Genomic DNA, 12,599 nt, shown 5'->3' with positions numbered 1-12,599 from the left:
GGAGTGGCATCGAATGCCCCTGGTGCCGAAGGCATCACCAACCCGCCGATCGACGACCTGCTGAAGATCGTCGACAGCAAGTACAGCCTTGTGATCATGGGGGCCAAGCGCGCCCGTCAGATCAACGCCTACTACGCCCAGCTCGGCGAGGGCCTCCTGGAGTACGTCGGTCCCCTGGTGGAGACCCAGGTTCAGGAGAAGCCGCTGTCGATCGCGCTGCGCGAGGTCCGCGAGGGCCTGCTTCACTCCGAGGCCATCGAAGGCGCCTGAGTTGTCCTCCGGCGGCCCCGGGGCGTGTCCCGCCCCCGACCCGCGCGCGTCCGCGGCGTCCCATCGGCGCCGCGCCGTGCCCGGTGAAAGGGCCTGCCGGTGAGTGAGGTCGCGGCGCGGTCCGGGCGGCCCCGCGTGCTCCTCGGGGTGGGCGGCGGCATCGCCGCGTACAAGGTCTGCGAGCTGCTGCGGCGGCTGACCGAGTCCGGGCACGACGTCCGGGTGATCCCGACGCGTGACGCGCTGCGCTTCGTCGGCGAGCCGACGTGGGCGGCGCTGTCCGGCGAGCCGGTGACGACCGAGGTCTGGTCGGGCGTCGCCGAGGTGCCGCACGTCCGCCTCGGGCAGGGCGCCGACCTCGTCTTCGTCGCCCCGGCCACCGCCGACCTGCTGGCCCGTGCGGCGCACGGCCTCGCCGACGACCTGCTGACCAACGCCCTGCTGACGGCCCGGTGCCCGGTCGTGTTCGCGCCCGCGATGCACACCGAGATGTGGGAGCACCCCGCGACCCAGGCCAACGTCGCGACGCTGCGCTCGCGGGGCTGCGTCGTGATCGAGCCGGCCGTCGGGCGGCTGACCGGCGCCGACTCCGGCAAGGGGCGGCTGCCCGATCCGGACGCCCTGTTCGACGCAGCGCGCCTCGTCCTGGCGCGGCAGGACCTGCCGGCCGACCTCACCGGCCGCCACATCGTCGTGTCGGCGGGCGGCACCCGGGAGCCCATCGACCCGGTGCGGTTCATCGGAAATCGCTCGTCCGGCCTGCAGGGGTACGCCCTGGCGCGGACCGCGCTCGCGCGCGGCGCCCGGGTCACGCTCGTCGCCGCGAACGTCGCGCTGCCGGACCCGGCGGGCGCCGACGTCCTTCGCGTCGGCTCGGCGCTCGAACTGCGCGACGCCGTGCTCAAGGCGGCCGGCGAGGCCGACGCCGTGGTGATGGCCGCCGCGGTGGCCGACTTCCGGCCGGCCGGCTACCGCGACGTTAAGATCAAGAAAACGGACGAGGTCGAACCGGACCCGATCCGCCTGGTCAAGAACCCCGACGTCCTCGTCGAGCTCGTCACCGCGCGCCGCCCCGGACAGGTGATCGTCGGATTCGCCGCCGAGACGAACGACGTGTTGCGCCACGGCCGGGAGAAGCTCGCCCGCAAGGGCTGTGACCTGCTGGTGGTCAACGAGGTGGGGGAGCGGCTGACGTTCGGCGCCCCGGACAACGCCGCGGTGATCCTCTCGGCCGACGGCGGCTCCGTCGACGTGCCGCGCGGCTCGAAGGAGGCGCTCGCCGACGTCGTATGGGATCAGGTGGCCGGACGGCTAGAGTGAAGCCGCCGGTCCTCCGTACGCCTCAAGCGTCGCTCGACCGGCCCCGGCTAGACTTCGGCCACCGGAAATGACCACTCTGCTACGTCAGTCAGCAGCCGCTGCAAGGAGTACACCTACGTGTCTCGTCGCCTGTTCACCTCTGAATCCGTGACGGAAGGTCACCCCGACAAGATCGCCGACCAGATCAGCGACGCCGTCCTCGACGCGATGCTGAAGGACGACGCGCGCAGCCGCGTCGCCGTCGAAACGCTGATCACCACCGGTCAGGTTCACGTCGCGGGTGAGGTGACCACCGAGACGTACGTGGACATCCCCGGCGTCATCCGGGAGAAGATCCTCGAGATCGGCTACGACTCCTCCAGCAAGGGCTTCGACGGCCACTCCTGCGGCGTGTCCGTCTCCATCGGCGCTCAGTCGCCCGACATCGCGCAGGGCGTCGACGACGCGTACGAGACCCGCGAGGGCGAGGGTTCCGACGAGCTCGACCGGCAGGGCGCCGGCGACCAGGGCCTGATGTTCGGCTACGCCTGCCGCGAGACGCCCGAGCTGATGCCGCTGCCGATCACCCTCGCGCACCGGCTGGCCCGGCGCCTGTCCGCCGTCCGCAACAGCGGCGTGGTGCCCTACCTCCGCCCGGACGGCAAGACCCAGGTCACGATCGAGTACGACGGCGACCGCCCGGTCCGGCTCGACACGGTCGTCGTGTCCTCCCAGCACGCTCCCGACATCAGCCTCAGCGACCTGCTGAGCCCCGACGTCAAGGAGCACGTGGTCGACCCGGTCCTCGCCGACCTGGACATCGACACCGAGGGCTACCGCCTGCTGGTCAACCCGACCGGCCGCTTCGAGATCGGCGGCCCGATGGGCGACGCGGGCCTCACCGGCCGGAAGATCATCATCGACACCTACGGCGGCATGGCACGCCACGGCGGTGGCGCGTTCTCCGGCAAGGACCCCTCCAAGGTCGACCGCTCCGCCGCGTACGCCATGCGCTGGGTCGCCAAGAACGTCGTCGCCGCCGGTCTCGCCGACCGCTGCGAGGCCCAGGTCGCCTACGCGATCGGCAAGGCCCACCCGGTCGGCCTGTTCATCGAGACCTTCGGCACCGAGAAGCTCCCGATCGAGAAGATCCAGGAGGCCGTCCTCCAGGTCTTCGACCTCCGCCCGGCCGCGATCATCCGCGACCTCGACCTGCTGCGCCCGATCTACTCCCAGACCGCGGCGTACGGCCACTTCGGCCGCGAGGAGCCGGACTTCTCCTGGGAGCGCACGGACCGCGCCGACGCCCTGAAGTCGGCCGCGGGTCTCTGACCCGATCCGCTCCGTACGAGGCCGCCCCGGACACCCGTCCGAGGCGGCCTCGCCGTTTCCCGGCCGGGCGACGCGGCGAGGCGCTGAAGCCGCCGGTCACCGTCCGTGACGAGTCCGAAGCTTGAGAGCCGGTCCGGGCGGGGAGACCAGGACGTACGGACGGCTGGGCGCGCCGCCGTCGTGACCGGGGTCGGGGGGCCGGATGAGTGAGCCGATCGTCTTTCCGTACGAGAATCCGCACTTCCTCGCCGATCCGTACCCCTTCTACCGCCGGCTCCGCGAAGGCGGCCCGGTCCGCCGGGTCGTCACCGTCCGCGGGCTGGAGGCCTGGCTGGTCACGCGGTACGAGGATGCCCGGGAGGCGCTCACGGACCCTCGTCTGAGCAGCGACCTTCGCCGCGCCACGGACCACCGGCTCCTGGAAATGCTGCCCGCCGCGGAGCGGGACGGCGCGATGCGGAGCATGATCCGCCTCGATCCGCCCGACCATACGCGGCTGCGCCGTCTGGTGTCGCAGGCGTTCACGGTCCGCCGGGTGGCGCAGCTCGAACCACGGGTGCAGGAGATCGCGGATCGGCTGCTGGACGCGATCACGCCGGCCGGGCGGGCGGACCTGATCGAGGAGTTCGCCCTGCCCCTGCCGGTCACGGTGATCAGCGAACTGCTCGGCGTGCCGCTGACGGACCGGGACCGCTTCCAGGAGTGGACGAACGTCATGCTCACCCAGCATCCCGACCGGCCCGACGTCGCGGCCGTGGACCGGGCGTGGCGGCAGATGTGGTCCTATCTGGAAGGGCTGCTGGCGGCGAAGCGGAGCGATCCCGCCGACGACCTGCTCGGCGCGTTGATCATCGCCACCGACCGGGACGAGCGCCTCGACCAGGGCGAGCTGGTCGCGATGGCCTTCCTGCTGCTGGTCGCGGGCTATGTCACCACGGTCAACCTGATCGGAAACGGGATCGCGGCGCTGCTCGCCCACCCCGGTCAGCTCAAGCTCCTTCGGGACGATCCCGGTCTGCTCCCGGACGCCGTCGAGGAGTTCCTGCGCTGGGACGGGCCGGTCGACCCGGGCATCCTGCGCATCGCGGCGGAGGACCTCGAGATCGGCGGAGTGCGCGTTCCCCGGGGGGCGACCGTCATCATCGCGACCGCGATCGCCGACCGCGACCCCGCCGAGTTCGACGACGCGGACCGCCTCGACGTCGCGCGTCCGGCCGGCGCCCACCTGGGGTTCGGGCACGGCGTCCACTACTGCCTCGGCGCGCCGCTGGCCCGGCTGGAGGGGCGGATCGCCATCGGGACGGTGCTGCGCCGGCTCGGCGACCTCGCCCTCGCGGTGCCGTACGAGGAGCTGCCCCGGCACATCGGCGGCCTGCGCGGCCTGCGGCACCTGCCGGTGACGTTCACGGCGGTCTGATACCCGACCGGTAATTCATTCACTTATCGGAATATTCACGAATGATCTTGCGCTCTGGGGTAGTAGAGACGCATGTGACCCTTTAGCGGTCACTGTGACGTTCCCCACCTCTGGAGGTCATCAGTGAACAGCAGCATCCCCGAACGCCGGAACCGGTCCGCCGGTCCCCGGCAACATCTGGTCAGGTCGCACTCGTTGCGAGCCCTGGCCGTCGCCGCCCGGCTCGAACGGCATCACGTCCCGGAGGGACCGCCAGGCCGGACCCGCGTGGACGACGCCACTGAGGACGCCGGACTCGCCTGTGCCGCGCCGGACCGCTAGACCATAGGGACCGTGCGGGAGAGGCGGGCGGGAATGGTCACGGTCGAGGACGTACGGCGCGTCGCGTCGGCGCTGCCGCGTACGGAAGAGCATCTGATCAGGGACCGCGTGAAGTTCCGCGTCGGGCGGATCGTCTACGTCGCGCTCTCCGCCGACGAGGAGTGGATGGGCTTCGCCTTCCCGAAGGAGGAGCGCGCCGCGCTCGTCGCCGGAGAGCCGGACAGGTTCCGCCTGCCTCGCCTCTCCGACCAGCGCTTCAACTGGGTCGACGTGCGCCTGGCCGCGCTCGACGAGGACGAGATGCGCGAACTCGTCCAGGACGCCTGGCGCATGGTCGTGCCCAAGCGCGTCGCCGCCGCACATCTCGGACCGAGCCCGGTCACCGGCGTCCCGCGCCGGTGACCGGAGCGCTCAGCCGTGGGTGAGGTGTTCACCGGTGAGGCGGAGCAGCGCGACGGCCCGCTCGGCGGCGAATCTCGGGCATCGCACGGCGGCCTCGTCCACCGCCACCCCCCTCTCCGCGCCCGGGTCGTGCAGCGCCCTCGCGAGTCGCGCCCGGTCCCCGGCCGCCACGTCGACTCCGGGGTGTCCGTCGGGATGCGGGCACGGCGCGGCGAGCGGGGCCTGATCCACCGACTCGAGCGCCCGGTGGTAGAGCTCGGCCGTCTCCGGGGGGATCGCCTTCCACGTCGCGTTCTGCACGGCGAAGCCGACGGTGAGCAACAGCGGCAGCCGCTCCTCCTCAGGGGCGCCCTGGGCCAGCCGGTGGGCGGCCAGGACGCTCGCCTTCTCCGTCAGCCCGGGAGAGCCGCCGTACGCCGCGTCGCCGGCGTCGCGGGTCAGGCGATTGATGCCGGCCCTGCCGTCGGGCTTCAGATAGACGCGTTCCAGGGCGTCGACGTGGATCAGGGGTTCCCGCCGGTTCGCGGCGGCGTCGGCGTCCGTGCGATCTGGTAGGACGGGGGAATGGCGAACGACGGCGGGGGGCTCGGGACCACTCCCCAGATCCCCGGGATGGACGGCTTGACGGCCGCCACCCCTGGCGCGGGTGCGGCCGCCGGTCCGGGCGCGCGCGCCGGCCGCACGACGCCCGGAAAGGCGCCGGCGAAGGGCGTACGGCGGCCCGCGGAGACGTTGAAGGTCGCCAGGGTCGCCGTCGACGTCTCCCTGCCCCACCTGGACCGGCCGTTCGACTATCTGGTCCCCGCCAAGCTCGACGAGAAGGCGGTGCCGGGCTGCCGGGTACGGGTGCGGTTCGCCGGTCAGCTGGTCGACGGCTTCCTGCTCGACCGCGTCGAGGAGAGCGACCACGGTGGGCGGCTGTCCTTCATCGACCGCGTGATCTCCCCCGAGCCCGTGTTGACGCCTGAGATCGCCGCGCTCGTCCGCGAGGTGGCCGACCGCTACGCCGGCACCTTCGCCGACGTCCTGCGCCTCGCCGTCCCGCCCCGGCACGCCCGCGTCGAAGCGGAGCGGAGACCCGATGCGGCCGTGACCGTCAGCTTGGACGAGGACGAGGACGAGGAGAAGGCGACCACGGCCACGGACGCCGGTGGCGCCGAACCCGGCGCCGACCTGGACCGGGCCCTCGCCGAGGCGTCGATCGGCGAGGCCGGCCGGCAAGGGGACACCGAGCCCGCCGAGGCGGAGGCGCACGCCCGGACCGCCGGGCCGGACGCCGAGGCCCCCGGTCCGGTCACTGATGACACCGGCTCCGCCGCTGAGGCCGCCGCCCCGAGCGTCGAGACCGCCGAGCAGGGCGCTGAGCCTGCCGGGCGGGGCGCTGAGCCTGCCGGGCGGGGCGCTGAGCCTGCCGGGCCGGGCGCTGAGCCTGTCCGGCCGGACGCCGAGGCTGCCGGGCCGAGCGTCGAGGTCCGCGGGCCGGGCGCTGAGCCTGCCGGGCCGAGCGTCGAGGCCGCCGGGCGGGGCGCTGAGCCTGTTGGACCGGGCGCCGAAGGCGGCCAGGGGGCTGGGGTGGCCGATGGCGGTCCCGGGCCGTGGGACGCCTACCGGGCGGGGCGATCGTTCCTCGCCGCGCTGCGGGAGGGGCGCGCGCCCCGGGCGGTGTGGACCGCCCTGCCGGGGACCGACTGGACGGACGCGGTCGCCCGCGCCGCGCGAGCCGCCCTGGACGGTGGACGCGGGGTCCTCATCGTGGTCGCGGACGGCCGGGAGGTGGCGCGGGTCGACACGGCCCTCGAGGCCGCGCTGGGCTCGGACCGCCATGTCGCGCTCACCGCCGAACTCGGCCCGGCCGAGCGCTACCGCCGCTGGCTCGCCGTGCTGCGCGGCGAGGTGACCGCCGTCGTCGGGACGCGCGCCGCGATGTTCGCCCCGGTGCGCGACCTCGGCCTCGTCGTGCTCTGGGACGACGGCGACGACGTCCACGCCGAGCCGCACGCCCCGTACCCGCACGCCCGCGAGGTGCTCGCGCTGCGCGCCCACCGGGCCGGAGCCGGCGCGCTGATCGGCGGGTTCACGCGCACGACCGACGCCACCCAGCTCGTGGAGACGGGCTGGGCGCACCCGCTCGTCCCGGACCGGGACCGGCTGCGGCGGTCGATGCCGCACGTCCGGCCCGCCGGTGACGACGCCGAACTCGCCCGCGACGAGGCCGCCCGCACCGCGCGGCTGCCGCACCTGGCGTTCCGGGTGGCCCGGCAGGGACTGGAGAAGGGGCCGGTGCTCGTCCAGGTGCCGCGCCGCGGCTACGTCCCGGCCCTCGCCTGCGCCCGCTGCCGGGGGCCGGCGCGCTGCCAGGAGTGCGAGGGGCCGCTGGCGCTGACCTCGGGGCACGCCGCGCCGTACTGCCGGTGGTGCGGTCGCATCGCCGGGGCGTGGCGCTGCCCGGAGTGCGGGAGCGGGCACGTACGGGCGGTCGTGGTGGGCGCCCGGCGCACCGCGGAGGAGCTGGGCCGCGCCTTCCCCGGCGTGCCGATCCGCACCTCGGGACGGGACGGCGTGCTCGCGACCGTGGGCGCCGAGCCCGCGCTGGTCGTCGCCACCCCCGGCGCGGAGCCGGCGCCCGCGGAGGGGTACGCGGCCGCGCTGCTGCTCGACGGCTGGGTGCTGCTCGGCCGCGCCGACCTGCGGGCCGGTGAGGAGACGCTGCGCCGGTGGACGAACGCCGCCGGCCTCGTCCGCCCCGGCGGGCCGGTCGTCGTGCTCGCGGACGGCGCGCTGGCCCCGGTGCAGGCGCTGCTCCGCTGGGACCCCGTGACGTTCGCCGAACGGGAGCTGGCCGAGCGCCGGGAGCTCGGCTTCCCGCCCGCCGTGCGCATGGCGTCCCTGACCGGCACGCCGCAGGCCGTCCGCGAGCTGGTGGAGGCGGCCGACCTGCCGCCGGACGCCGAGGTGCTGGGGCCGGTGGAGGTCGGCGACGGTCAGGAGCGCGCCCTGATCCGGGTGGACCGCGCCCGCGGCGCCGTGCTGGCCCGGTGCCTCAAGACCGCCCAGGCCGCCCGGAGCGCCCGCAAGACCACCGAGGTGGTCCGCGTGCGGATCGACCCGCTGGAGCTCATCTGAGCGAATCCGGTACCGCGACCTCCGTAGACTGGAGGCTTCAGCCCCAGCACGTCGAACGGAGCCGTACGTGGCAGTCAAGCCCATCCGCCTCTTCGGTGACCCGGTCCTGCGGACCCCGGCGGATCCGGTCAAGGACTTCGACAAGGAGCTCCGGACGTTGGTCAAGGACCTGTCCGACACGATGCTCGACGCGCCGGGCGCCGGGCTGGCCGCGCCGCAGCTCGGCGTCGGCCTGCGGGTCTTCACCTACTACGTCGACGAGCAGCTCGGTCACGTCGTCAACCCCACCCTCGACCTGTCCGAGGAGCAGCAGGACGGCGACGAGGGCTGCCTGTCGCTGCCCGGCCTCGCCTTCCCGACCAAGCGCGCCTTCGGCGTCGTGGCCAAGGGCTTCAACATGTACGGCGAGCCGATCGTGCTGGAGGGCACCGACCTGCTGGCCCGCTGCGTGCAGCACGAGACCGACCACCTGGACGGCATCATCTTCATCGACCGGCTCGACCCCGAGCAGCGCAAGGCCGCGATGAAGGCGATCCGGGAGGCCGAGTGGTTCGGCGAGCCGAAGCCGATCGTGAAGGACTCCCCGCATCGTACGTTCGGCAAGGCCCTGTGAGCGCGGACGGAGACCGCTAGTGCGCCTGGTATTCGCCGGAACACCGGAGACCGCGGTGCCTGCCCTCGAGGCACTGCTGGAGTCCCGCCACGAGGTCGTCGCGGTCGTCACCCGCCCGGACGCGCCCGCCGGGCGCGGGCGCCGGCTCACGCCGAGCCCGGTCGCGCAGCGGGCGGCCGAGGCGGGCGTCGAGGTGCTGAAGCCCGCGAAGGTGAAGGACCCGGAGTTCCTCGACCGGCTGCGGGACATCGCGCCGGACTGCTGCCCGGTCGTGGCGTACGGCGCGCTGATCCCGCGCTCGGCGCTGGACATCCCGCGGCACGGCTGGGTCAACCTGCACTTCTCGCTGCTGCCCGCCTGGCGGGGCGCGGCGCCCGTGCAGCACGCCGTGCTGCACGGCGACGACATCACCGGCGCGGCGACGTTCCAGATCGAGGCGGACCTCGACACCGGGCCGGTGTTCGGCGTCGTCACCGAGCCGATCCTGCCCGAGGACACCAGCGGCGACCTGCTGGGCCGGCTGGCGGGGACCGGCGCGCACCTGCTCGTCGCGACGATGGACGGCATCGAGGACGGCGCGCTGGAGCCCCGCCCGCAGCCCGTCGACGGCGTCTCGTACGCCGCCAAGCTGACCCCGGACGACGCCCGTGTCGACTGGTCCAAGCCCGCCCTGCACGTCGACCGGCTGCTGCGCGCCTGCACGCCCGCGCCGGGGGGCTGGACGACCTTCCGCGGCGAGCGGCTCAAGCTGGGCCCGGTCCGGCCCGCCCCGGACGCGGAGCCGCTCGCGCCCGGCCGGCTGCGGGTCACCAAGCGTGAGGTCCTCGCCGGGACCGGCACCCACCCGGTGCTGCTCGGGCAGGTCCAGCCGCAGGGCAAGCAGCGCATGGACGCGGCCGCCTGGGCGCGCGGCGTCCACCCGACCGACGAGGACGAGCTGACCTGATGCCTCCCCGGCAACCCCGTCGCACGCCCGGCCAGGGCGGCCGGCCCAACCGTCCTCCGCAGCGGCGCCGCCCGCGCGACCCCGTGCGCCGCACCGCGTTCGACGTGCTGCAGGCCGTGGACGAGCGCGACGCCTACGCCAACCTGCTGCTGCCGTCCCTGCTGCGCGAGCGCGGCCTGACCGGCCGGGACGCCGCGCTGGCGACCGAGCTGACCTACGGCACGCTGCGCGGGCGCGGCACGTACGACGCGGTGCTCGACGCGTGCAGCGACCGGCCGGTGGCCAAGGTCGACCGGCCGCTGCTGAACGTCCTGCGGCTCGGCGTCCACCAGTTGCTGCGCACCCGCATCCCCGCGCACGCCGCCGTCGGAACGACCGTCGACCTGGCCCGTTCGGTGGCCGGTCCCGGCCAGGCCAAGTTCGCCAACGCGGTGCTGCGCAAGGTCTCCGCCCGCGACCTCGACACGTGGCTGGGCATCGTGGCGCCCGAGGACGAGACCGGGCGGCTCGCGGTCGTGCACAGCCATCCGCGCTGGATCGTCAACGCGCTGCGCGACGCGGCCGGACCGGCGGAGGTCGAGGCGCTGCTGGCCGCCGACAACGAGCGTCCCCGCGTCACCCTCGTGGCCCGCCCGGGCCGCGCGGCCGTCGCCGAGCTCGGCGGCGAGCCCGCCGCGTACTCCCCGTACGCCGCCTACCTCCCCGAAGGGGATCCCGGCTCCATCCCCGCGGTCGCCGAGGGCCGCGCCGCGGTCCAGGACGAGGCCAGCCAGCTCGTCGCCCTGGCCCTCGCCCGCGTCGCGATCGAGGGCCCGGACCGCCGCTGGCTCGACCTGTGCGCAGGGCCGGGCGGCAAGGCCGGTCTGCTGTCGGGGCTGGCGGGGGAGCGCGGCGCGCACCTGCTCGCCTGCGACGTTCAGCCGCATCGCGCCCGGCTCGTCGCGAAGAGCGTCGACGCGGCGGGCGAGGTGGCGGTCGTGGACGGTACCCGGCCCGCCTGGCGGCCCGGTTCGTTCGACCGGGCGCTGGTCGACGCGCCGTGCACCGGCCTGGGCGCGCTGCGCCGCCGCCCGGAGGCCCGCTGGCGGCGTAGCCCGGAGGCGGTGGCCGAGCTCGGCCCGCTGCAGCGGCGGCTCCTCGCGTCGGCGCTGGAGTCCGTACGGCCCGGCGGCGTGGTCGCGTACGTCACCTGCTCGCCGCACCTGGCCGAGACCAGGGTCGTCGTCGACGACGTCCTGCGCGGCCGGGACGACGTGGAGCGGCTGGACGCGCCCGCGCACCTGAAGGAGGTGCCGGGCCTGGGCGACGGCCCGTACGCCCAGTTCTGGCCGCACCGGCACGGCACCGACGCGATGTTCCTCGCCCTCCTGCGCCGCCGCTCCTGACCCCTCGCCGGGCGCGGTGTCCTGCCCGACCGTCCTGAGTCGCCGGTGGCCTCCAGGGCGGCGGTCGACCGCCCTCAGTCGCCGTCGGCGGTCTCCTTGATCCGTTGCCGCGCGTGGGGGGTCGCCGGGCGCGTGGCCCGGCTCGGGGCTCAGACGGAGGCGGGGACCGCCTCGCGGACGCGGGCGGTCAGCTCCGTCAGCACTTCGGTGGCACGGTCCAGGGCGGCCGCGATCCAGGGCAGGGTGAGCGGGTCGGGCGCGCCGAGAGCGACGTCGCGCTGTTCGGGAGTGTCGCCGTACAGCAGACTGCTCGCCACCCGGAGCCGCAACGCCTCGGGCGGGTCGCCGAACGCGCTGCCGGGCAGCACCCCGACGCCGTGCTCCTCGAGGAGGAGGTCCGCCAGGTCGGCGGAGGTCTCGATCCCGAACCGCTCGCGCAGGTGGTCGCCGACCGGCCCGGCGAACTCCGGATAGCAGTAGAACCCGCCCTGCGGGGTCACCACGCGCGCTCCGGCCCCGGCGAACCGCTCCGCCATCGCGGTCGCCACGGCCGCGTGCAGGCGGCGGCTCGCCGCGACCCGGTCGGCGATCTCGGCCGGCTCGCCGAAGGCGTAGGCCGCCGCCTCCTGGACGGGGCCGGACGCGCTCGACCAGATCTCGCTGGCCACCCCGGCGAGCCGGTCGCGCAGGCCGCACAGGTCCTCGGGCAGCCGGGCCACGCCGATCCGCCAGCCCCCGAGCGCGAGGCTCTTGCTCAGCGCCGTGGTCGTCACCGTGCGCTCCGGCGCGAACCGCGCCGGCGACGGGAAGTCGGCGCGCTGGTCGAACACCAGGTCGCGGTAGATCTCGTCGGCGATGATCACGAGGTCCAGCTCGCGGGCGGCCTCGCAGAGCCCGCGGACGGTGTCCTCCGGGGCGAGCGTGCCCGTCGGGTTGTCGGGGAGCGTGAGAACGACGCTGCGGACGGCGTGACCGGCGGCCCTCGCCCGGGACACCGCACCGGTCAGGAGCTCGGGGTCGGGAACGCCGCCCTCGCCGGGGCGGGTGGGGACGAAGATCGGCTCGGCGCCCATCAGGCGGGTCTGGGCGGCATAGCTGACCCAGCTCGGCTGGGGGACCACGACGCTTCCGCCGATCGCCAGCAGGAGGGCGTACAGGAGGGGCTTGCTGCCGGGTCCGGCCACGACCAGGTCCGGATCGGCGGGCAGCCCCCGGCGGCGCCAGTACCCCGCGGCGGCGTCCCGCAGGGTGGCGCTGCCCGCGACGGGGCCGTAGGCGCCGCGCCCGGCCGCCGCGCCGAGCCGGCGTTCGAGCCCGGGGTGGACGTTCAGCCCGGCCTCCCCGAAGGCCAGGGGAAGAACCGGCAGACCGGCCCGTCGGCGATGGTCGAGCGCTTCGTTGGCGGCGAGAGTCGCGGAGATTGCGACTGACATATCGAACGACTCCAAGGGAGCATTTGGACGGAAAAGTGGTCGTGCGCGGCGCCGTGCC

At 74.7% G+C, this 12,599-nt stretch carries 12 protein-coding genes; 10 read left to right on the top strand and 2 right to left on the bottom strand.

Annotation, left to right across the window (positions count from 1 at the left end; translation table 11 throughout):
* Positions 1–3 precede the first annotated feature (3 nt).
* The 6 genes from rpoZ (at position 4) to AB0L00_RS33905 (ending at position 5,041) form a co-directional block, all read left to right on the top strand.
* Positions 4–270 carry a DNA-directed RNA polymerase subunit omega gene (gene rpoZ, locus AB0L00_RS33930; protein WP_252782944.1) on the top strand — a complete coding sequence of 89 codons (267 nt, stop codon included), beginning with the start codon at positions 4–6 and terminating at the stop codon, positions 268–270.
* 135 nt (positions 271–405) lie between these two features.
* Positions 406–1,590 (top strand): bifunctional phosphopantothenoylcysteine decarboxylase/phosphopantothenate--cysteine ligase CoaBC, encoded by a 1,185-nt coding sequence (gene coaBC, locus AB0L00_RS33925; protein ID WP_364441403.1) that lies wholly within the window; start codon positions 406–408, stop codon positions 1,588–1,590.
* A gap of 117 nt (positions 1,591–1,707) precedes the next feature.
* Positions 1,708–2,901 (top strand): methionine adenosyltransferase, encoded by a 1,194-nt coding sequence (gene metK / locus AB0L00_RS33920; RefSeq protein ID WP_364398071.1) that lies wholly within the window; start codon positions 1,708–1,710, stop codon positions 2,899–2,901.
* Between the two features lie 202 nt (positions 2,902–3,103).
* Positions 3,104–4,318, top strand: a complete 1,215-nt coding sequence (locus tag AB0L00_RS33915) for a cytochrome P450 (protein WP_364441274.1) — start codon at positions 3,104–3,106, stop codon at positions 4,316–4,318.
* Between the two features lie 123 nt (positions 4,319–4,441).
* Entirely contained in the window at positions 4,442–4,639 is a 198-nt protein-coding gene (locus tag AB0L00_RS33910) for a hypothetical protein (RefSeq protein ID WP_364441272.1), read from the top strand.
* A gap of 12 nt (positions 4,640–4,651) precedes the next feature.
* Positions 4,652–5,041, top strand: coding sequence for an MmcQ/YjbR family DNA-binding protein (locus AB0L00_RS33905; protein WP_364441271.1), 390 nt, complete (start codon positions 4,652–4,654; stop codon positions 5,039–5,041).
* Positions 5,042–5,050: 9 nt separating this feature from the next.
* Here AB0L00_RS33905 and AB0L00_RS33900 read toward each other — a convergent pair whose 3' ends face one another.
* Positions 5,051–5,362, bottom strand: coding sequence for a hypothetical protein (locus AB0L00_RS33900; RefSeq protein WP_364441269.1), 312 nt, complete (start codon positions 5,360–5,362; stop codon positions 5,051–5,053).
* A 291-nt stretch (positions 5,363–5,653) separates the two neighbouring features.
* Here AB0L00_RS33900 and AB0L00_RS33895 point away from each other — a divergent pair, with 291 nt between their 5' ends.
* The 4 genes from AB0L00_RS33895 to AB0L00_RS33880 all read left to right on the top strand — a co-directional run bounded on the left by AB0L00_RS33895 (position 5,654) and on the right by AB0L00_RS33880 (position 11,108).
* The gene (locus AB0L00_RS33895; protein ID WP_364441401.1) at positions 5,654–8,164 is read left to right on the top strand and encodes a primosomal protein N'; all 2,511 of its coding nucleotides are present in this window, start codon (positions 5,654–5,656) and stop codon (positions 8,162–8,164) included.
* Positions 8,165–8,231: 67 nt separating this feature from the next.
* Positions 8,232–8,777 carry a peptide deformylase gene (gene def / locus AB0L00_RS33890; protein WP_364441268.1) on the top strand — a complete coding sequence of 182 codons (546 nt, stop codon included), beginning with the start codon at positions 8,232–8,234 and terminating at the stop codon, positions 8,775–8,777.
* 19 nt (positions 8,778–8,796) lie between these two features.
* Positions 8,797–9,723, top strand: coding sequence for a methionyl-tRNA formyltransferase (fmt, locus tag AB0L00_RS33885; protein ID WP_345358167.1), 927 nt, complete (start codon positions 8,797–8,799; stop codon positions 9,721–9,723).
* Positions 9,723–11,108 (top strand): transcription antitermination factor NusB, encoded by a 1,386-nt coding sequence (locus AB0L00_RS33880; protein ID WP_364441267.1) that lies wholly within the window; start codon positions 9,723–9,725, stop codon positions 11,106–11,108. Before fmt ends, AB0L00_RS33880 begins: the two co-directional genes overlap by 1 nt.
* Positions 11,109–11,257: 149 nt before the next feature.
* On the opposite strand, the gene AB0L00_RS33875 is transcribed toward AB0L00_RS33880, so the two are convergent.
* Positions 11,258–12,541 carry a pyridoxal phosphate-dependent aminotransferase gene (locus AB0L00_RS33875; RefSeq protein WP_364441265.1) on the bottom strand — a complete coding sequence of 428 codons (1,284 nt, stop codon included), beginning with the start codon at positions 12,539–12,541 and terminating at the stop codon, positions 11,258–11,260.
* Positions 12,542–12,599 lie beyond the last annotated feature (58 nt).

The sequence above is a fragment of the Actinoallomurus sp. NPDC052308 genome, assembly GCF_040679195.1.
Taxonomy (GTDB): Bacteria; Actinomycetota; Actinomycetes; order Streptosporangiales; family Streptosporangiaceae; genus Actinoallomurus; species Actinoallomurus liliacearum.
The sequence above is the reverse complement of the archived record's forward strand: the minus strand, read 5'-3'. Positions and strand labels throughout refer to the sequence as shown.